Below are 20,580 nucleotides of genomic sequence, written 5' to 3'. Positions count from 1 at the left end.
CGCTTACTCCTTGTGGAAAAACTGCGCCAACGACCACTCGTCCGTCCGCGCCTCATACTTCAATCCCTTCTTCATCGCCCACATCGCCAGCTGGCTGTGCGACGGAATGATCGCGTGGTCGGCCAGCGCAAACTTTGCCGCCGTGCGCGCGTTCTCTTCGCGTGCCTTCTCGCTGGAAACGGTGGTCAGCGATTTCTCGATCAGCTGGTCCAGCTGCGCATTGCTGTACTTGCCCCAGTTCCACGTGCCATACCCCGTCTTGGGATTGGGCGTGCCCGTGATCGAGCGCAGCGCCACATCAGCCGCCGCCGAGCCCCAGCCCAGCATCTGGAAGGCAAACTCACCCTGCCGCGCGCGCGTGAAGTAGGCCGCCACCGGCATGGTCTCGACCTTGGTCTGGATGCCGATGCGCGTCAGCATGCTCGCGGTGGCCTGCGCCACCGCGGCGTCGTTCAGGTAGCGGTTGTTGGTGGCGTGCAGCGTCAGCCCGAAGCCGTCCGGGTAGCCAGCGGCGGCCAGCAGCTTCTTGGCGCCTTCCGGGTCGTAGGCTTCGGGTTTGGTGCCCGGATGCCCGAAGATCTGCGGCGACACGATCGACGACGCCGGCACCGCCAGCCCTTCCATGATGCGGTTGACGATGGCGTCGCGGTTCAGTGACTTGCTGATCGCGGCACGCACGCGTGCATCCTTGAACGGGTTCTTGCCGAGCGGCTTGCCGGCCTTGTCGGTGACGAAGGGCGGGCTGTCGCGCGACTGGTCCATTTGCCAGAAGATGGTGCGCCACGACACCTGCTGCTCGACCTTGAACTTCGGGTTCTGCTTGAGCTTGGCCACGTCGGCCGATGGCACGCTTTCGATCACGTCGACGTCGCCGGCCAGCAGCGCGGCGCTGCGCGCGCCGTTGTCGGTGATGATCCGGAACACGGCACGGTCCCACTCCGGCTTGGGCCCCCAGTAGTCAGGATTGCGCTCCATCACGATTTCCTGCCCGCGCGCGAAGCGCACGAACTTGAATGGCCCGGTGCCGATCATGGCCTTGCCCGAATCGAAATCGGCCTGCGTCAGCGTGGCGGCGACCTTCTTCGGCATGATCGGCACGCTGTTCAGGTCGTTGGCCAGGTTGGCGTAGTTGGGCACGCTCATGGTCAGGCGCACCGTCAGCGGATCGGGCGTGTCGATGCGGGCGATCGGCTTGGTATAGCTCGTGAACGAGCCCGGGCTGTTGGTCAGCTTGTCCGGGCGCTCCAGCGAGGCCTTGACGTCTTCGCTGGTGAAGGGCGAGCCGTCATGCCACTTCACGTTGGGGCGCAGCTTGATTTCCCAGGTGATGGCATTGACCGGCTTCCACGACAGCGCCAGGCCGGGGATATAGCGGGCGTTCTTGTCCATGAACACCAGCGACTCGAAAACATGCAGCGCGATCGCGTTGTTGGGGCCGGCGTTGTTCCAGTGCGGGTCCATCGAGGTGACGTCGGCGGCCAGCCCGATGCGCAGGTCCTCGGCATGGGCGGCGCCGGCCGGCAGCAGCGCCAAGGCGGTGAAAACAGCGCTGCCCAGCACCAGCGCGGCGGTGGCGTGGAGCAGATTGCGGGGAGCGGACTGGCGGGCAGGCGGGCGGGACGTAGCGGTTGTCGATGGCATGGGGCTGGCTCCTCATACGGGTCCGGCGCTTGCGGACGGGTTCTCAGGCGGTTTGTCCCGCATTGTGCCGCTAAAGTGGCATGGTTGCAGCGTCCTGTGCAAGCCGACGGGTTCGGCGCCGGTAGAATGGCGGCCATGTTTGCCAATTCCCGCACCATCGTTTCGGCGCAGTCCGATGTCCACGAGCATTTGGCCGCGCGCGTCGCGCGCCACCTGGCCGAGCCGTTCCGCAAGCCCATCGGCGAAGCCAGCCGCCGCGCGCTGGCCGTAGCGCTCGACAACTGGCAGCAGGCCGGCGGCGCGCCGCTGATCCTGGATGCCGGGTGCGGCGTGGGCGAAAGCACGTTGCGGCTGGCGACGTCGTTCCCGGACCACTACGTGATCGGTGTCGACCAGTCCGAAAAGCGCCTGGCGGCCGGCAAGGACTGGTGGGGCGAGGCAACGATGCCGGCCAATTTCTGCTGGGCGCGGGCCGACCTGGTCGATGTCTGGCGCATGCTGCAGGCCGACGCGGTGCCGGTGGCGCGCCACTACGTGCTGTACCCGAACCCGTGGCCAAAGATTGGCCACCTGGGGCGGCGCTGGCAGGGCCATGCGGTGTTCCCGGCACTGGCGGCGTGCGGCGAATACCTGGAATGCCGCAGCAACTGGCAGGTCTATATCGACGAGTTCGCGCAGGCGCTGGCGCTGGCAGGTCGTCCGGCGCAGGTGGTCGAGCCATGGCAGCCGGCGCAGGCGATGACGCCGTTCGAACGCAAGTACGCGGCTTCGGGGCATGGTCTGTGGCGCTGCGTCAGCGAGCGGGGTGCCTGAAGCCAGCAAGGAAAACAAAAACGGCCCGCAATGCGGGCCGTTTGCTTGCCAGGACGCAGGATTTCAGTGAAATAGCGGCTGCTGCGTCGGCGCGTCTTCCGGCAGTTCTGCATGCACGATCTCGCCATTGCGGTCGGCATACAGCGGCGTGCCGCAATCCTCGCAGTACTCCGGATCGAACAGCGCCGCGTGGCGGAAGATGTCTTCCACGCCCGCATTGCGCAGTTCCTCGCAGATCTGCTCGAGCGGGTTGCCCTTCTCGTCGGCATCGACTTCGCCGGCTTCGCGGCCGTAGACCGGCCAGACGATGCCGTAGATCACGTCCTTCTCGCCGCGCATGGTGAAGCCGACGCGGTATTCCTCGACCACTTCCTCGCCGAACGCGGCCACCACCGCGGCCAGCTGGCCGGCGGAGATATCCAGCGTGCCGGCCAGGTAGTTGACGGCGGCGCGCACCGTCAGCGGGCGGATGCTCTTGTCGGATTCGCGGCACGACAGGAAGAAGGCGTCGGGCAACAGCAACTCGAACTCGCAGCCCGGCAGCAGCAGCGCCACCGATGGCTGGACCTGGCTGCGCCATTGCTCCAGGCATACCGAGCGCTCGGCATGGTGCTCCTTGGCGTCCTCCTGCCAGCGGAACAGCGCCTGCTCGTGCGGGGCCACCACCACGGCCAGCAGGTAGCGGGGGTCGGCCAGGATCGGCGCGGTCTCGGGCAGGTCGCGCAGGTCGACCTTGGGCACCGAGCCGGCCAGCGCGGCCGCGGCCAGCTTGTGCGTCAGCGCAAACGTGTCGCTGTGCGTGCGCGGCAGCTGGTCGATGCTGTACAGGTACGGCGACAGCGCGACCTTGGTGGCCGAAGCCAGCACATGTGCCTGCAAGTGCACGGCCAGCGTCTGGGCCAGCTCCGGCTTGAGCGCGCCCGAGGGGATGGCGTAACGCGTGTGCGCCAGGATCGGCGCGGCGATCAGCAGCGCGTCGTAGCGCTGGCCATCGACCTCGATGGTGGCCGATTCGGCCAGCGTCTCGGCCTGCTCGGCCAGCACGTCGGAGGCGTCGGCGTTGTGCTTGAACAGGTGTTCCAACGCCGCGTCAAGCGCGGTCTGGCTACCGTTCTTCAGCAGGCGGCCCAGGCGCTGCGAGAGTCGCCGTTCCCAGTAGCCATCCTCCATGCGGCTGCCCGATGCGTCGAGGGCGAGCGCATCGGCCACCAACCGCTCGGCGTCGGGCGAAAGACGTGGGGAAGCCTTGGGGCGAAAACCTGCCATAGAATGAAACCGTCCGTTTATGCGTAAAACGGTATTCTACTCGTTGCGTTGACAAGGCGGCCGCGCGATACGTTGCGCCTTGTACTTGGCGAGGCTGAAGGATCGCTCTTATTTCTTTTCGCTGGCTGCCGGCACCGCCGGTGCGTGGGTCTCGACACCGTGCTGCTCGCCGGAAATCGACACGTCGCTGCCGCCCTTGGTCAGCAGGTAGAGGGCCGCGCCGGCAATGACGACGAATGCGATGATGATCTTTGCCATGTTGTCTCCTGTATCTGTCTGAGGCGGGGTGGCCCCGCCTCCGGGTCGTTGCGACCGCTGTTCTTTGGGACACAGTGTGGCAGCACTGCCTTGCGTGGAACTTACACGGGCACCAGACGGCGCAGGGGCGCGAGGTGATCCCGAGGCCGCACCATGCTCACAATGACAAACGCCGCCTGCCCGGCCCCGCGTCACGGGGCCGGGCAGGCGGCGTTGGCTTTCGCGGATCGCGGATCGCGGTCCGCGGGGCGTCAGGCGGCTGCCAGCAGCTGACGCAGCACGAACGGCAGGATGCCGCCGTGGTTGTAGTAATCGACCTCGATCGGCGTGTCGATGCGCAGCAACACCGGCACGCGCTGCACGTCGCCGTTGGCGCGCTTGATCACCAGCACCAGGTCCTGCTGTGGCTTGAGGTCGCCCTCGATGCCTTCGATGTCGAAGGTCTCGTTCCCGGTGATGCCCAGCGTCTGTGCGCTGTCGCTGCCCTTGAACTGCAGCGGCAGCACGCCCATGCCAACCAGGTTGGAGCGGTGGATCCGCTCGAAGCTGCGCGCCACCACGGCCTTCACGCCCAGCAGCTGCGTGCCCTTGGCGGCCCAGTCGCGCGACGAGCCGGTGCCGTACTCCTCGCCGCCGAACACCACCGTGGGCGTGCCCTCGGCGACGTACTTCATGGCCGCGTCGTAGATCGACATCTGCTCGCCGGTGGGCTGGTGGATGGTAATGCCGCCTTCCACGCGTGCGCCGTCCGGCTTGGGCGGGATCATCAGGTTCTTGATGCGAACGTTGGCGAAGGTGCCGCGCATCATCACCTCATGGTTACCGCGGCGCGAACCGTAGCTGTTGAAGTCGGCCTTGAGCACGCCATGCTCCTGCAGGTACTTGCCCGCGGGCGAGGTGTCCTTGATCGAGCCGGCCGGCGAGATATGGTCGGTGGTCACCGAATCGCCGAAGATACCCAGAGCGCGCGCGCCGCGCACGCTGGCCGTGGCGCCCGACGGCTCCAGGCTGAAGTCCTGGAAGAAGGGCGGCTCGGCGATGTAGGTTGACCTGGGCCAGTCGTAGACCTGGCCCTTGGTGCCCTGGATCGCGCCCCACAGCTTGCTCGGCTTCTTGACCTGCTCGTAGTTGCCCTTGAAGGTCTTGGCGTCCATCGCGAACTTCATCAGCGCATGGATTTCTTCCGAAGTCGGCCAGATGTCGCCCAGCCAGATGTCGCGGCCGCCCTTGCCCTTGCCGACCGGCTCGGTCATGAGGTCGCGCGTGACATTGCCGGCGATGGCGTACGCCACCACCAGCGGCGGCGAAGCCAGGAAGTTGGCGCGGATGTTCGGGTGGATGCGCGCCTCGAAGTTACGGTTGCCGGACAGCACGGCGGCCGCCACCAGGTCGTTCTGGATGATGGCCTCGTTCAGCTCGGGCGTCAGGTCGCCGGCATTGCCGATACAGGTGGTGCAGCCGTAGGCGGTCACGCCGAAGCCCAGCTTTTCCAGGTACGGCAGCAGGCCCGCGGCCTTCAGGTATTCGGTCACCACACGGCTGCCCGGCGCCAGCGAGGTCTTGATGTGCGGCGCCACTTCCAGCCCGGCCTCGACCGCCTTTTTGGCCAGCAGGCCGGCGGCCAGCAGCACGCTGGGGTTGGAGGTGTTGGTGCACGAGGTGATGGCGGCGATCAGCACGTCGCCGTTCTTCACTTCGATGCCGTTGCTGGTGCTGTAGGGCTGGTCCAGCTCGGCCGGATCCTTGTTGAAGCCGTTCTCGGCCACCGGCTTGCTGAACAGCGACGCGAAGGTGCTCTTGACGTTGCCGATCTCGATGCGGTCCTGCGGGCGCTTCGGCCCTGCCAGCGACGGCGCCACCGTGGACAGGTCCAGCTTCAGCGTCTTGCTGAAGTCGATGTCGCCTGCCTGGGGGATGCCAAACATCTGCTGGGCGCGGAAGTAGCCTTCGAACGCGTCGATTTCCTCGTCGGTGCGGCCGGTGCCGCGGAAGTAGTCGATGGTCTTGCCGTCGACCGGGAAGAAGCCCATGGTGGCGCCGTATTCCGGCGCCATGTTGCCAATGGTGGCGCGGTCCGGCACCGACAGGCTGGCCGTGCCTTCGCCGAAGAACTCGACGAACTTGCCGACCACCTTCTCCTTGCGCAGCATCTCGGTGATGGTCAGCACCAGGTCGGTGGCGGTGACGCCTTCGCGCAGGCGGCCGGTCAACTCCACGCCGACCACGTCCGGCGTCAGGAAGTACACCGGCTGGCCTAGCATGCCGGCCTCGGCCTCGATGCCGCCGACGCCCCAGCCGACCACGCCGATGCCGTTGATCATGGTGGTGTGCGAGTCGGTGCCGACCAGCGTGTCAGGGTAGTAGACCCCATCCTTCTTGTGCACGCCGCGAGCCAGGTATTCCAGGTTGACCTGGTGGACGATGCCGAAACCCGGCTGCACCACGCCAAAGGTGTCGAACGCCTGCATGCCCCACTTCATGAACTGGTAGCGCTCGTGGTTGCGCTTGAATTCCAGTTGCATGTTCAGGTCCAGCGCCTTCTTCTCGCGGAAATGGTCGACCTGCACCGAGTGGTCGACCACCAGGTCGACCGGCACCAGCGGCTCGATCTTCTTGGGATCCTGGCCCATCTTCTCGGCCACGTTGCGCATCGCGGCCAGGTCGGCCAGCAGCGGCACGCCGGTGAAGTCCTGCAGCACCACGCGGGCCACGACGAACGGGATCTCGTCGACACGCTCGGCAATCGGCTTCCAGCCGGCAAGCTGCTTGACGTGTTCTTCGGTAACTTTCTTGCCGTCGCAGTTGCGCAGCACCGCTTCCAGCACGACGCGGATCGATACCGGCAGGCGCCCGAGGTCCAGGTCCAGTTCTTGCGCCAGTTGCGGCAGGGAATAGAACTGGCCCTTGCCGGAAGCGCCGATCTTGAATTCTTTTAGCGTGTTCTTGAGGTTATGGGGCATTGCCGTACTCCGATCGAAGAATGATGCGATGGCATTTGGCTCGGACCTCTGAAACTGGAATCAGACCCCGGTGCGCTGCCGCGGCATGTGACCGCGGTCCGAGGTCGGCAGCGCACTGCAACTGCATACTCTAACCGCCGCGCGGCTTTGCCGCCACCCGGTCTCGATCGGCCAGGTCGCTTGCCCTGTCGGCGCGACAGCGGCTTCCCGCGGGGATTGCCCCCGCCGGCAAGGCAGGCAGGGCGCCCGGCGGCCGCCAGGCAGGCGGCCGCGAGTGCCCTGCACGGATTTACTGCTTGGGTGCCGCGGACTGCTGGGCGGCGTCAGGCTGCTGCGGCTGGATCGTCGGGCCGCCCGGGGGCGTGACCAGCAGCGGGGCGGTAACCGGGGCGCGCAGGCCGCCGGCCTGGGTCGGTGCGGCGGCGCCGGCCTGCATGGCGGCGCTCTGGCAGTCGTCGGCCAGGCGCTGGCCCAGGTTCTTGTTGAACAGCATGGCCTTGCTCGGGATCACCACCAGGTCCAGGCCGGTGCGGGCGTCGTAGTAGCGGTCGGCGCCGGTCACGGTGGACTGGCGCGGCAGCTTGTAGTCGCGGCCTTGCCAGTGGACGGTCAGCACTTCGTCGCGCAGCATGTCGCCCGAGATATAGATGCTGTTGCCCAGCTCGCACTGCCACTTTTCACCGGTCGGGGTGGCAGCGGCGGCGGCGCCTGCGCCGGCAGCGGCGCCGGCTGCGGCCTTCTTCTTGGTCGAGGACTTCTTCGTGGTGGTCTTCTTGGCCGGTTCCTGCGCCATCACGGCGGTCGCGGTGGTCAGGCTGAAGGCGCCAATGCAGGCTGCGAGTACAAGATGTTTCATTTTGTGAGTGCCTTTCGGATTCTGAAATCTGGTCTGTTTGTCGTTCGCCGCCGTCACATCAGGCGGCGCCTGGAATGGAAGTCCGCCGCTATTCTCTACGATTTGCCTGAGCCGGCGAAGTGCGCTGGCCTTTGGTTACATAATCCGGGTGTCCGGTTAGTCCGGGTTCACTTACGCTTGCCGATCGGCGCGAATTTGAGGTTTTCGGGGCCCACGTAGTTGGCGCTGGGGCGGATGATCTTGTTATCGATGCGTTGCTCGACGATGTGCGCGGCCCAGCCGGAGGTACGCGCGATCACGAACAGCGGCGTGAACATCGCGGTCGGCACGCCCATCATGTGGTAGCTCACCGCGCTGAACCAGTCCAGGTTCGGGAACATCTTCTTGATGTCCCACATCACGGTTTCCAGCCGCTCGGCGATGGCGAACATCTTCATCGAGCGGGCATCCTTCGACAGCTTCCTCGCCACTTCCTTGATCACCTGGTTGCGCGGGTCGCCGGTGGTGTACACCGGGTGGCCAAAGCCGATCACGACTTCCTTGTTCTCGACGCGCCGGGTGATGTCGGCCTGGGCCTCGTCCGCGTTGTCATAGCGCTTCTGGATCTCGAAGGCCATTTCATTGGCGCCGCCATGCTTGGGGCCGCGCAGCGCGCCAATCGCGCCGCAGATCGACGAGTACATGTCCGAGCCCGTGCCGGCGACCACCCGTGCGGTGAAGGTCGACGCGTTGAACTCGTGCTCGGCGTACAGGATCAGCGAGGTGTGCATGGCACGCTCCCACAGCGCCGAGGGCTTCTCGCCGTGCAGCAGGTGCAGGAAGTGGGCGCCGATCGAGTCGTCGTCGGTCTCCACCTCGATGCGGCGGCCATTGTGGCTGTAGTGGTACCAGTACAGCAGCATCGAACCCAGGCTGGCCATCAGCCGATCGGCGATATCGCGCGCGCCCGGGGCATTGTGGTCATCCTTCTCCGGCAGCACCGTGCCCAGTACCGACACGCCGGTGCGCATCACGTCCATCGGATGCGCGCTGGCCGGAACCCATTCCAGCGCCAGCTTGACGTTGGCGGGCAGGCCGCGCAGGGCCTTGAGCCTGGCCTTGTAGGCGGCCAGTTCGGATTTGGTCGGCAGCTTGCCGTGCACCAGCAGGTGGGCGATTTCCTCGAATTCGCAGGTTTCGGCGATATCGAGAATGTCATAGCCGCGGTAGTGCAGGTCGTTGCCGGTACGGCCGACGGTGCACAGCGCGGTATTGCCGGCGGCAACACCGGACAGGGCGACGGATTTCTTGGCTTTTGGCGCCGTGGGCTCGGTCGTGGCGGCGGGTGCAGCGGTCTTCGAAGCGGACATCCGGGTCTCCTTCGGTCGCGTCCGTATTTTGTTGTTCTGGCGGTGTCAGGCGAAGAACAGCGCTTCCACATTGTCCGGCAGCGGGGTGCCGGTGGCCTGGGCGCGCTGCAGCAGCGACCAGTAATAGCGGTAGCTGGCGCGGTCGTGCAGCTGGCCGTCGTGGCGGATCGGCGCCCAGTTGTTTTCGTGGGCGGCCAGCAGGATCTGGCTGGCTGCGCCGATTTCTTCCGCGCCCGGCCGGAAGGCGGCGACGATCGGCGCGATCTGGCCCGGGTGGATGCTCCACTTGCGCAGGTAGCCAAATTCGGCGCGCGCGCGCAGTGCGTCGTCGCCCGCCCGCTGCGGTGCCTGCACATCGGTGCTGACGTTGTGCGACGGCACCTTGCCGTGGCGATGGCAGGCCGCGGAGATTTCCAGCATGGCGCGACGGATCAGCGGATGCTCGAACTGCTGCGGCGAGCGCATGGCATCGCCGGGGATCGCACCGTGGTGCGCCGAGACGAAGTCCATCAGGCCGAAGCTAAGGCACTCCACCTGTACCAGCGCGGCGATATCGAAAGCTTGCTCGAGCGCGGCATGTGTCTCGATCAGCACATGGATAGGGATATGGCGGGCGATGCCGGCATTGCGCGCCACCTGGTTGACATGGTCGGTCACACGCGCGACCTCGACCACGTCGGTCACCTTGGGCACCACCACGTAGGCCAGCCGCGCGCCGGCGGCGCGCACCAGGATGTCGACATCCTGGCGCCAGTTCGGGTGGGCGGGATCGTGGATGCGCACGCCGACGCGGTTGTGCGCGTTCAGCGGGCTGTTGACCAGTTGCGCGCACAGTTCGGCGTGCTCGCGCTCCTCGCCGACGGCGGCGCCATCCTCGCAATCGAAGGTGATGTCGAAGACGGGACCAAGCTCTTGCTGCAGGGCAAGCGACTTGCGCATCAGCTTTTCGCTGCCCGCGTAGTGGTCACACACCGGCAACTGGACCGGGATGGCTTCGCCCTGGAACAAGACCTCGGATGGATGCACGGGAATTCAGGTGGTTATGGTTGCTCGGGGAGGGCACATCATAGCGCCCCAATACGAAAAAACCGGGGTTCCGCGCCGATTTTTTGAATCGTTGCGGAACCCCGGTCCTTTTCCTGGAACGCGCTGAAGATCAGCCCAGCAGGTGCTGCACGCCGGCCTTCTCTTCTTCCAGTTCCTTCAGGGTGATGTTGATCTTTTCCTGGCTGTAGGCGTCGATCTCCAGACCCTTGACGATTTCGTACTTGCCGTTGGCGGTGGTCACCGGGTAGCCGAACATGGTGTCGGCGGGGATGCCGTACTCACCGTTCGACGGGATGCCCATGGTGACGACCTTGCCGTTGCTGCCCAGGACCCAGTCATGCACGTGGTCGATGGCGGCGTTGGCGGCCGAGGCAGCCGACGACAGGCCACGCGCTTCGATGATGGCGGCGCCGCGCTTGCCGACGGTCGGCAGGAACACGTCGTTGTTCCACACCTGGTCGTTGATCAGGTCCTTGACGCTCTGACCGTCGACGGTCGCGTAACGGTAGTCGGCGTACATGGTCGGGCTATGGTTGCCCCACACGAACATCTTCTCGATCGACGACACCGGCTTGCCGGTCTTGGCGGCGATCTGCGACAGGGCACGGTTGTGGTCCAGGCGCAGCATGGCGGTGAAGTTCTCGCGCGGCAGGTTCGGTGCCGACTTCATGGCGATGTAGGCGTTGGTGTTGGCCGGGTTGCCGACCACCAGCACCTTGACATTGCGGCTGGCGACTTCGTCCAGCGCCTTGCCCTGCACCGTGAAGATCTGGGCGTTGGCTTCGAGCAGGTCCTTGCGCTCCATGCCCTTGCTACGCGGACGGGCGCCAACCAGCAGGGCCACGTCGGCATCCTTGAAGGCAACCTTGGGGTCATCGGTGATGACCACGCCAGCCAGCAGCGGGAATGCGCAGTCTTCCAGTTCCATCACCACGCCCTTGACGGCGGCCTGGGCTTGCGGGAGATCGAGCAGTTGGAGGATGACCGGCTGGTCTTTGCCCAGCATGTCGCCGTTGGCGATGCGGAACAGCAGGGAATAGCCGATCTGGCCAGCGGCGCCGGTCACTGCGACGCGCATTGGGGCTTTAGCCATGAGTAAATCTCCAAACGATAGAAGGGGGTAGCCGGTCGGCGGCACACCGTCGCCAACTCAAGGCGGCGTGCACGCCGGGTGCTGGTTGTCGCCACAGCGGGGAGCGGCCGTCCGCCGGCGCCAGGTGGCGGGGGCCACGGGGCGGAACCGGTGAGGGAGAGCCACAACGGGTCATGGTGATACAACGAAGCGTAAGTCTACTGCGAAGCGAGCCGCCATTTCCAGACTGATTTCCAGTCCGGGCCGCGGGGGAGGGTGCCGGCAAAGGCATCCGCCGGCGGCACGAGCGCGGCATTCACGGCATTCGCGGGCATGGACCAGCGCGAGTGTAGGCCCGGCCTCACTGGCTGTCAATTCATATGTCTTATATAAGACATAAGACAATTAACGTCAGGCTGGCGCCCGCCGCCCTTTTGTGGTGAAATCCCCGCTATGTCCTCCCTGTCTACGTCCCTCTCCGGCGCTGCCGCCCCTGGCGCGCAGGACTCTGGCGCGGCCACCCCTGGCGCCGGGACGCAGCCGTCTTCGTCGCCCTCGTTGCCCCCGTCCACCCCGTCGGCATCCCCCGCACCGCAGGCCGTCGCGCAGCCAGGCCCGCAGGCCTCCCCGTCGCCCACCTTCAGCCCGCTGTACCAGCAGATCAAGGCGCTCATCATGCGCAGCCTGCAGTCCGGCGAGTGGAAGCCAGGCGAGATGATCCCCAGCGAAATGGAGCTGGCGGCACGGTACAAGGTGAGCCAGGGCACGGTGCGCAAGGCCATCGACGAACTCGCCGCAGAGAACCTGGTGGCGCGCCGGCAGGGCAAGGGCACCTTCGTGACCACGCACCATGAGGACGTGGTCAAGTTCCGTTTCCTGCGCCTCGTTCCCGACGAAGGCGAGCCCCATTACGGCGCCAGCCACGTGCTGGAGTGCAAGCGCCTGCGCGCGCCCGCCGAGATCGCGCGGCTGCTCGATATCCGCACCGGCGACAGCGTGGTCCAGATCCGCCGCGTGCTGAATTTCTCCGGCGAGTCGACCGTGCTCGACGAGATCTGGCTGCTCGGCGCCAACTTCAAGGGCCTCACCGCGGAAAAGCTGACCGAGTGGAAGGGCCCCATGTATGCATTGTTCGAGGCCGAGTTCGGTACGCGCATGATCCGCGCCTCGGAAAAGATCCGTGCCGTGGCCGCCGACGAGACGGCGGCCGAGCTGCTGTCCGTGCCGCTGGGCTCGCCGCTGCTGTCGGTCGAGCGCGTTTCCTATACCTACGGCGATCGCCCTGTAGAGGTGCGCCGCGGGTTGTATGTGACGACCAGGCATTACTACCAGAACGACCTGAGCTGAGTTACTGCGCCGGTGTTCTCCCGCATTGGTGTGGATTATTGCGGCTTTCGTGATGGTGGCGTTGGCTGTTGCGCGGCGCAGGTGGATGTTGCGTGGCAATTGCCGTGTTTTGTGTGCAGTGTGCGATTGTCGGGCGGCGCGTGTTGGTGCGCGATAGCTGAAAATTATTGGTGCAGCGCGCAACAAAGGCGCTAAAATCTCGTGGATTTGCCACAGTGCATCCCGCTGCATGCAGGCAATGGCAGTTTCGTTTCTTTGTTTACCGCTAATGGGGTCTCGCATGGCTGAAGCCGTCAAACAAGCCAGGCCGGAGTTCCGGAATATCGGTATTTCGCAGATCGCGAAATACCGGTTGCCCTGGGCCGGCAAGGTATCCATCCTGCATCGCGTGAGCGGTGCCTTGATGTTCCTCCTCCTTCCCTTCGTCCTGTATCTGTTCGAGCAGAGCATCACCTCCGAACTGAGCTTCGCAAAGTTTTCGGCCCTGCTGTCCGGTGGCTTTGTCAAGCTGGTTGTGCTGGCCCTGATCTGGGGGTATCTGCATCATTTCTGCGCGGGTATCCGCTTCCTGCTGCTGGATGTGCACGTTGGTGTGTCCAAGCCCGCTTCGGCTAAGTCTGCCATCAGCGTGCTGGTTGTCAGCCTGCTGCTTACCCTGATTTTCGGCCTGAAGCTGTTCGGCCTGTTCTGAGGAGAATCAAGGTGGCAAATAACAATATCGGTCCCAAGCGTCTGGTCGTCGGTGCCCACTACGGCCTGAAAGACTGGCTCGCGCAACGCGTCACGGCCGTGATCATGGTGGTGTTCACCGTGGTCCTGGCCATTGCCTTCCTGCTGTCGAACGGCGCTTCGTACGAAGCGTGGGCAGGGCTCTTCGCCAACCAGTGGATGAAGATCATCACGTTCCTGACCATCCTGTCGCTGCTCTACCACGCCTGGATCGGCGTGCGCGACATCTGGATGGACTATGTGAGGCCGATGGCGGTGCGCCTCGTGCTGCAAGTACTTACGATTCTGTGGCTCGTCGGTTGCGCGGGCTACGCTGCTCAGATTCTCTGGAGGGTGTAATAAATGGTCGCAGTCAAGACTGGATTGCCGCGTCGCCGCTTTGACGTGGTCATCGTCGGTGCTGGCGGCGCCGGGATGCGCGCATCCCTCCAGCTCGCGGAAGCCGGCCTGAACGTGGCCGTGCTGTCCAAGGTGTTCCCGACCCGCTCGCACACCGTGGCGGCGCAGGGCGGCATCGGTGCCTCGCTGGGCAACATGAGCGAAGACAACTGGCACTACCACTTCTACGACACCATCAAGGGCTCGGACTGGCTGGGTGACCAGGACGCCATCGAGTTCATGTGCCGTGAAGCCCCGAAGGTCGTGTACGAGCTCGAACACTTCGGCATGCCGTTCGACCGCAACCCGGACGGCACCATCTACCAGCGCCCGTTCGGCGGCCACACCGCCAACTACGGCGAGAAGCCGGTGCAGCGCGCCTGCGCCGCGGCTGACCGTACCGGCCACGCGCTGCTGCACACGCTGTACCAGCGCAACGTGCGCGCCAAGACCCACTTCTTCGTCGAGTGGATGGCGCTGGACCTGATCCGCGACCAGGACGGCGACGTGCTGGGCGTGACCGCGCTGGAAATGGAAACCGGCGAGGTCTACATCCTCGAAGCCAAGACCACGCTGTTCGCGACCGGCGGTGCCGGCCGTATCTACGCCGCTTCCACCAACGCCTTCATCAACACCGGTGATGGCCTGGGCATGGCCGCACGCGCTGGCGTGCCGCTGGAAGACATGGAGTTCTGGCAGTTCCACCCGACCGGCGTGGCCGGCGCGGGCGTGCTGATCACCGAAGGCGTGCGCGGCGAAGGCGGTATCCTGCGCAACAAGGACGGCGAACGCTTCATGGAGCGCTATGCCCCGACGCTGAAGGACCTGGCGCCGCGTGACTTCGTCTCGCGCTCGATGGACCAGGAAATCAAGGAAGGCCGCGGCTGCGGCCCGAACGGCGACTACGTGCTGCTCGACCTGACCCACGTCGGTGCCGAGACCATCATGAAGCGACTGCCGTCGATCCGCGAAATCGGCATGAAGTTCGCCAACGTCGACGCGATCAAGGAACCGATCCCCGTGGTCCCGACCATCCACTACCAGATGGGCGGTATCCCGACGAACTATCACGGCCAGGTCGTGGTGCCGAAGAACGGCAACCCGAACGAAGTCCTGAACGGTTTCTATGCGATCGGCGAATGCTCGTGCGTGTCGGTGCACGGCGCCAACCGCCTGGGCACCAACTCGCTGCTCGACCTGGTGGTGTTCGGCCGTGCCGCCGGCAACCACATCATCGCGCAGAACCTGAAGCAGAAGGAACACAAGCCGCTGCCGGCCGATGCCGCCGACCTCGCGCTGTCGCGCCTGGCCAAGCTGCAGGCCACGTCGTCGGGCGAGTACACGCAGGACGTCGCCAACGACATCCGCAAGAACATGCAGTCGCATGCCGGCGTGTTCCGTACGCAGAAGCTGATGGACGAAGGCGTCGAGCGCATCCTGGAAGTGTCCGAGCGCGCCAACAACATCCACCTGAAGGACAAGTCCAAGGTCTTCAACACCGCGCTGGTGGAAGCCCTGGAAGTGGCCAACCTGGTGGAAGTGGCCAAGGCCACCATGATCTCGGCGGCGGCCCGCAAGGAATCGCGCGGTGCCCACGCGCACAGCGACTTCCCGAACCGCGACGACCAGAACTGGCTCAAGCACACGCTGTTCTACAGCGAAGGCAACCGCCTCGACTACAAGCCGGTGAAGATGGAACCGCTGACGGTGGAAAGCGTGCCGCCGAAGGCCCGTACCTTCTGAGCACCGCGTCGTAGAGAAAACAGGACCCACAGAAATGAAGCGTATTTTCGAAGTCTACCGCTACGATCCGGACAAGGATGCGGCACCGCGCATGCAGACCTACGAGGTCGAGCTGGACGGTCACGAGCGCATGCTGCTGGACGCGCTGGTCAAGCTCAAGAAGCTGGACGAGACCATCTCGTTCCGCCGCTCGTGCCGCGAAGGCGTGTGCGGCTCGGACGCGATGAACATCAACGGCAAGAACGGCCTGGCCTGCCTGACCAACATGCGCGAGCTGCCGGACCGCATCGTGCTGCGTCCGCTGCCCGGGCTGCCGGTGGTGCGCGACCTGATCGTCGACATGACGAACTTCTTCAAGCAGTACAACTCGATCAAGCCGTTCCTGATCAACGACGAGCCGCCGCCCGAGAAAGAGCGCCTGCAGTCGCCGGAAGAGCGCGACGAGCTGGATGGCCTGTACGAGTGCATTCTCTGCGCCAGCTGCTCGACGTCGTGCCCCTCGTTCTGGTGGAACCCGGACAAGTTCGTCGGCCCCGCCGGCCTGCTGCAGGCTTACCGCTTCATCGCGGACAGCCGTGACCAGGCCACCAGCGAGCGCCTGGACAACCTGAACGACCCGTACCGCCTGTTCCGCTGCCACAGCATCATGAACTGCGTCGACGTGTGCCCCAAGGGTCTGAACCCGACCAAGGCCATCGGCAAGATCAAGGAGCTGATGGTCCGCCGCGCTGTCTGATCCTGCGGCTGTCACTGTAGTAAGCGGCGCGTCAGCCAGAGCGGCTATATCTGGCGGGCGCGCCGAAAGTAGGAAGCCATGACTGAGAGTCCTGCCACCACCTTCTCCCATCAGGCCGATCCGCACAAGCGCGCACGGTTGCGCTGGCGCGCCCGCCGCGGCCTGCTGGAGAACGACATCATCGTCGAACGTTTTTTCAACCGTTACGAGGAGAGCCTGTCCGATGAGGACGTGGCTGCGCTGAGCCAGCTGTTCGAGCTCAGCGACAACGAGTTGATGGACCTGCTCCTTGCCCGCAAGGAACTGGACGGTGAGCTCGACACGCCCCCGATGCAGCGCGTAGTGAACCTGCTGCGTTCGGTCTGAGTTTTGGTCAACATTATTATTCACAGCATTTGAAGGATCCGACATGACGCCGTCCGATGTGAAAGCCACGCTATCGTTCTCCGATGGTTCCCCCAGCGTTGAGCTGCCGATTTATACGGGCACCGTTGGCCCGGACGTGATCGACATTCGCAAGCTGTACGGACAAACCGGTAAGTTCACCTACGACCCCGGTTTCATGTCGACGGCTTCGTGCAATTCCAAGATCACCTATATCGATGGCGACAAGGGCGAGCTGCTGTACCGCGGCTACCCGATCGAGCAACTGGCGCAGAAGTGCGACCACCTCGAGACCAGCTACCTGCTGCTCAAGGGCGAGCTGCCCAACGCCAAGCAGAAGGAAGAATTCACCGGCCACGTCATGAACCACACCATGGTTCATGAGCAGCTGCAGTTCTTCATGCGCGGTTTCCGCCGCGATGCCCATCCGATGGCCGTGCTGACGGGCCTGGTGGGTGCCATGAGCGCGTTCTACCACGACGCGATGGACATCGATGATCCGCACCAGCGCGAGATCTCGGCCATCCGCCTGATCGCCAAGATGCCGACCATGGTCGCCATGGCGTACAAGTACAACATCGGCCAGCCGTACATCTATCCGCAGAATGACCTGTCCTACTCGGGCAACTTCCTGCGCATGCTGTTCGGTACGCCGTGCGCCCCGTACACCGTCAATCCGGTGCTGGAGCGTGCGCTGGACCGCATCTTCATCCTGCACGCCGACCACGAGCAGAATGCCTCGACCTCGACCGTGCGCCTGGCCGGCTCGTCGGGCACCAACCCGTTCGCAGCCATCGCCGCCGGCGTGGCCTGCCTGTGGGGCCCGGCCCACGGTGGCGCCAACGAAGCCGCACTGAAGATGCTGGAAGAGATCGGCAGCGTCGACAACATCGGCGAGTTCATCAAGCAGGTCAAGGACAAGAACTCGGGCGTGCGCCTGATGGGCTTTGGCCACCGCGTGTACAAGAACTACGATCCGCGCGCCAAGCTGATGCGCGAAACCTGCCATGAAGTGCTGAACGAACTGGGCCTGCACAACGACCCGCTGTTCAAGCTGGCCATGGAGCTGGAAAAGATCGCGCTGGAAGACGAGTACTTCGTCAGCCGCAAGCTGTACCCGAACGTCGACTTCTACTCGGGCATCGTCCAGCGCGCGCTGGGCATCCCGACCTCGCTGTTCACCTGCATCTTCGCGCTGGCCCGCACCCCGGGCTGGATCTCGCAGTGGGAAGAGATGATCACCGATCCGGAATACAAGATCGGCCGTCCGCGCCAGCTGTTCGTCGGCGCAGCCAGCCGCGACGTGCCGGATATCGCCAAGCGTTGATCGCTGGCTGACATCCCGCGCTGCGCAGCAGCAAATGCAGACGCCCCGGCCCGCCGGGGCGTTTGTTTTTGTGGCAATGGACGCTCTTGTGCGGTGCAACGCCGACAAGGGCAGGAAATTGCACCTTGAATGGTCCGGGGCGCAATTAGTGGAAAATTGTGTCGCGTTTCCCCAATAGAGTTCCGCATTTATTGTGCGATTGTCGCGTGGCGCAGGGAATTTGACCCTATAATGCGGGCTGCTTTGCCGACGGCAGCCGGGCCATCCCTCCGGCGTGCGGTGCGGCAAGCGGGGCAGGCGAATCGCTTGCGCAATAGAGAACGCATCAAACGTTGTCTTTCCGAACCTTGGTCCCCATACCCAGCGGGACTGACACACGCCGGGCCCCGCATCTCTTCAGCTGTTCTGCAGGCCCGTCTTCCGCGTCTCGGGCCGCCTTTCCGCCAGTCCGATCTCAGTAGTCCGCGGGTGTTGTTCGATTGCGCAGGTCATTCCGTTTCTGCCTGGATGACCCAAACATAAATCGAGGAGCTCCTGATGACGCTGTCCCGTCTTACCACCATTTCGCTGGCCGCCATGCTGGCCACCTTTGGCGCCGCCGCCAACGCCGAAACCGTGAAGATCGCCATTGCCGGCCCGATGAGCGGCTCGGTGGCGCAGTACGGCGACATGGTCAAGGCCGGTGCGCTGACCGCCATCGAACAGATCAACGCAGCCGGCGGCGCCGGCGGCAACAAGTTCGAAGTGGTGATGATGGACGACGCCTGCGAGCCGAAGCAGGCCGTCGCGGTGGCCAACAAGATCGTCAGCCAGAACATCAAGTACGTGATCGGCCACGTGTGCTCGGGCTCGACCATCCCGGCCTCGGACATCTACGAGAACGAAGGCATCGTGATGGTCACGCCGTCGGCCACCGCGCCGCAGCTGACCGAGACCAAGAAGCGCAAGTTCATTTTCCGCACCATCGGCCGCGACGACCAGCAGGGCCCGGCCGCTGCCCAGTACATCATCAGCAAGGTCAAGCCGAAGAAGGTCGCGATTCTGCACGACAAGCAGTCGTACGGCCAGGGCATCGCCAGCTCGGTGAAGAAGGACCTGGAAGCCGCCAAGATCCCGGTGGCCGTGTTCGAGGGCATCAACGCCGGCGATTCGGACTACTCCGCCGTCATCACCAAGCTGAAGTCGCAGGGCGTGGACTTTGTCTACTTCGGCGGCTACCACCCGGAAATGGGCCTGCTGCTGCGCCAGGCGCGCGAGCAGGGCGTGAAGGCCACCTTCATGGGTCCCGAGGGCGTGGGCAACAAGGACGTGACCGCGATCGCCGGCCCGTCGTCGGAAGGCATGCTGGTGACGCTGCCGGCCGACTTCTCGGCCGACCCCGCCAACGCCGGCCTGGTGAAGGCATTTGCCGACAAGAAGCGTGACGCCAACGGTCCGTTCCAGATGCCGGCCTATGCCGCCGTCAAGATCATCGGCGACGCCATCGCCGGCGCCAAGAGCACCGACCCGGCCAAGGTCGCGGCGTACATGCACAAGAACGCCTTCCAGACGCCGATCGGCAAGGTCGAGTACGACGACAAGGGCGACCTGAAGTCCTTCAAGTTCGTGGTCTACACCTGGCACAAGGACGCCAGCAAGACCGCCGCAAACTAAGCAGGCGCTCCCTCCCGCACACGCCCCGCCCGGACTCCGGGCGGGGCGTTCTGGTATCGGGCTTCAAGTTCCTGAGGCTTCCCCAATGAATGAATTCCTTCCACAGTTCACCCAGCAGCTGGTCAACGGCCTGACGCTGGGTGCGATCTATGCGCTGATCGCCATCGGCTACACAATGGTCTACGGCATCATCGGCATGATCAATTTCGCGCACGGCGAGATTTACATGATCGGTGCCTATGTCGGCCTGGTCACGCTCACCGCGATCGGCGCCCAGGCAGGCTACCCCCTGCCGCTGGTGCTGGGCGCCGCCTTGCTGGTCTCGGTGCTGGTCACCGGCGTCTACGGCTTTGCGGTCGAGCGGGTGGCATACCGGCCCTTGCGCGGCGGTCCGCGGCTGGTGCCGCTGATTTCCGCCATCGGCATGTCGATCTTCCTGCAGAACTATGTCCAGATCGGGCAGGGCGCGCGCGACGTGTCCGTGCCGGTGCTGATTTCAGGCGCCATCGAGTTCCAGATGGGCGGCGACTTCGCCGTGACCGTGCCGTATTCGCGTCTGCTGATCGTCGGCGTGACGCTGGTGATGATGATCGCGCTGACGCTGTTTATCGGCCGTTCGCGCATGGGCCGCGCCTGCCGCGCCTGTGCTGAAGACATGCGCATGGCCAACCTGCTCGGCATCGACACCAACAAGGTGATCTCGTTCACCTTCGTGCTGGGCGCGATGCTGGCCGCCGTGGGCGGCGTGCTGATCGGGCTGAGCATCGGCAAGCTCAATCCCTTTATCGGCTTTATCGCCGGCATCAAGGCCTTTACCGCGGCGGTGCTGGGCGGCATCGGCAGCATCCCGGGCGCGATGCTCGGCGGCGTGCTGCTGGGCCTGGCGGAAACCTTCGCCTCGGGCTACATGCCGGCCGAATACAAGGACGTGGTCGCATTCAGCCTGCTGGTGCTGGTGCTGCTGTTCCGTCCGACCGGGCTGCTGGGCAAGCCTGATGTCGAGAAGGTGTGAGGGAGGGCG

General features: G+C 64.8%; 18 protein-coding genes. 10 read left to right on the top strand and 8 right to left on the bottom strand.

The features are described 5' to 3' along the window. Window positions 1-3: 3 nt before the first annotated feature. Window positions 4-1,641 (bottom strand): ABC transporter substrate-binding protein, encoded by a 1,638-nt coding sequence (locus CTP10_RS11600; RefSeq protein ID WP_116323724.1) that lies wholly within the window; start codon window positions 1,639-1,641, stop codon window positions 4-6. A 126-nt stretch (window positions 1,642-1,767) separates the two neighbouring features. Between CTP10_RS11600 and trmB the strand changes: the two genes are divergently transcribed. Continuing rightward, window positions 1,768-2,454: a tRNA (guanine(46)-N(7))-methyltransferase TrmB gene (trmB, locus tag CTP10_RS11595; RefSeq protein WP_116323725.1), complete on the top strand. Its 687-nt coding sequence runs from the start codon at window positions 1,768-1,770 to the stop codon at window positions 2,452-2,454. A 63-nt stretch (window positions 2,455-2,517) separates the two neighbouring features. Here the strand turns inward: trmB and CTP10_RS11590 are convergent, their stop codons facing one another. The 7 genes from CTP10_RS11590 to CTP10_RS11560 form a co-directional block, all read right to left on the bottom strand. Continuing rightward, window positions 2,518-3,720 (bottom strand): DUF2863 family protein, encoded by a 1,203-nt coding sequence (locus CTP10_RS11590; protein ID WP_063242056.1) that lies wholly within the window; start codon window positions 3,718-3,720, stop codon window positions 2,518-2,520. Window positions 3,721-3,828: 108 nt separating this feature from the next. Then, complete coding sequence (locus CTP10_RS11585) at window positions 3,829-3,978, bottom strand: hypothetical protein (RefSeq protein ID WP_199414746.1); 150 nt, start codon at window positions 3,976-3,978, stop codon at window positions 3,829-3,831. Between the two features lie 251 nt (window positions 3,979-4,229). Beyond that, window positions 4,230-6,938 carry an aconitate hydratase AcnA gene (gene acnA, locus CTP10_RS11580; protein WP_116323726.1) on the bottom strand — a complete coding sequence of 903 codons (2,709 nt, stop codon included), beginning with the start codon at window positions 6,936-6,938 and terminating at the stop codon, window positions 4,230-4,232. Between the two features lie 289 nt (window positions 6,939-7,227). After that, window positions 7,228-7,794 carry a hypothetical protein gene (locus CTP10_RS11575; protein WP_116323727.1) on the bottom strand — a complete coding sequence of 189 codons (567 nt, stop codon included), beginning with the start codon at window positions 7,792-7,794 and terminating at the stop codon, window positions 7,228-7,230. Between the two features lie 167 nt (window positions 7,795-7,961). Next, a complete protein-coding gene (gene prpC, locus CTP10_RS11570) occupies window positions 7,962-9,143 on the bottom strand; it encodes a bifunctional 2-methylcitrate synthase/citrate synthase (RefSeq protein WP_116323728.1) in 1,182 nt (393 codons plus the stop codon). A 45-nt stretch (window positions 9,144-9,188) separates the two neighbouring features. Beyond that, a complete protein-coding gene (locus CTP10_RS11565; protein WP_116323729.1) occupies window positions 9,189-10,169 on the bottom strand; it encodes an HpcH/HpaI aldolase/citrate lyase family protein in 981 nt (326 codons plus the stop codon). A 130-nt stretch (window positions 10,170-10,299) separates the two neighbouring features. Further along, on the bottom strand, window positions 10,300-11,283 hold the full coding sequence (locus CTP10_RS11560; protein ID WP_116323730.1) for a malate dehydrogenase: 984 nt from the start codon (window positions 11,281-11,283) through the stop codon (window positions 10,300-10,302). 432 nt (window positions 11,284-11,715) lie between these two features. Here CTP10_RS11560 and CTP10_RS11555 point away from each other — a divergent pair, with 432 nt between their 5' ends. The 9 genes from CTP10_RS11555 to livH all read left to right on the top strand — a co-directional run bounded on the left by CTP10_RS11555 (window position 11,716) and on the right by livH (window position 20,571). Then, the gene (locus CTP10_RS11555) at window positions 11,716-12,609 is read left to right on the top strand and encodes a GntR family transcriptional regulator (protein WP_116323731.1); all 894 of its coding nucleotides are present in this window, start codon (window positions 11,716-11,718) and stop codon (window positions 12,607-12,609) included. Window positions 12,610-12,889: 280 nt separating this feature from the next. Beyond that, on the top strand, window positions 12,890-13,300 hold the full coding sequence (sdhC, locus tag CTP10_RS11550; RefSeq protein ID WP_012353373.1) for a succinate dehydrogenase, cytochrome b556 subunit: 411 nt from the start codon (window positions 12,890-12,892) through the stop codon (window positions 13,298-13,300). An 11-nt stretch (window positions 13,301-13,311) separates the two neighbouring features. Beyond that, complete coding sequence (gene sdhD / locus CTP10_RS11545; protein WP_116324062.1) at window positions 13,312-13,677, top strand: succinate dehydrogenase, hydrophobic membrane anchor protein; 366 nt, start codon at window positions 13,312-13,314, stop codon at window positions 13,675-13,677. 3 nt (window positions 13,678-13,680) lie between these two features. Then, the gene (sdhA, locus tag CTP10_RS11540; protein ID WP_022535986.1) at window positions 13,681-15,459 is read left to right on the top strand and encodes a succinate dehydrogenase flavoprotein subunit; all 1,779 of its coding nucleotides are present in this window, start codon (window positions 13,681-13,683) and stop codon (window positions 15,457-15,459) included. A gap of 34 nt (window positions 15,460-15,493) precedes the next feature. After that, a complete protein-coding gene (locus CTP10_RS11535; protein ID WP_011298473.1) occupies window positions 15,494-16,195 on the top strand; it encodes a succinate dehydrogenase iron-sulfur subunit in 702 nt (233 codons plus the stop codon). A gap of 78 nt (window positions 16,196-16,273) precedes the next feature. Beyond that, complete coding sequence (locus CTP10_RS11530; protein WP_116322295.1) at window positions 16,274-16,561, top strand: FAD assembly factor SdhE; 288 nt, start codon at window positions 16,274-16,276, stop codon at window positions 16,559-16,561. Window positions 16,562-16,604: 43 nt separating this feature from the next. Beyond that, window positions 16,605-17,906, top strand: coding sequence for a citrate synthase (gene gltA / locus CTP10_RS11525; RefSeq protein ID WP_116322294.1), 1,302 nt, complete (start codon window positions 16,605-16,607; stop codon window positions 17,904-17,906). A 537-nt stretch (window positions 17,907-18,443) separates the two neighbouring features. Next, a complete protein-coding gene (locus CTP10_RS11520; RefSeq protein WP_116322293.1) occupies window positions 18,444-19,559 on the top strand; it encodes a branched-chain amino acid ABC transporter substrate-binding protein in 1,116 nt (371 codons plus the stop codon). Between the two features lie 85 nt (window positions 19,560-19,644). After that, complete coding sequence (gene livH, locus CTP10_RS11515; protein WP_116322292.1) at window positions 19,645-20,571, top strand: high-affinity branched-chain amino acid ABC transporter permease LivH; 927 nt, start codon at window positions 19,645-19,647, stop codon at window positions 20,569-20,571. Window positions 20,572-20,580 lie beyond the last annotated feature (9 nt).

Source organism: Cupriavidus sp. P-10, from assembly GCF_003402535.2.
GTDB lineage: Bacteria > Pseudomonadota > Gammaproteobacteria > Burkholderiales > Burkholderiaceae > Cupriavidus.
Note: the sequence above shows the minus strand (reverse complement) of the source record. Positions and strands in the feature narration are given on the sequence as shown.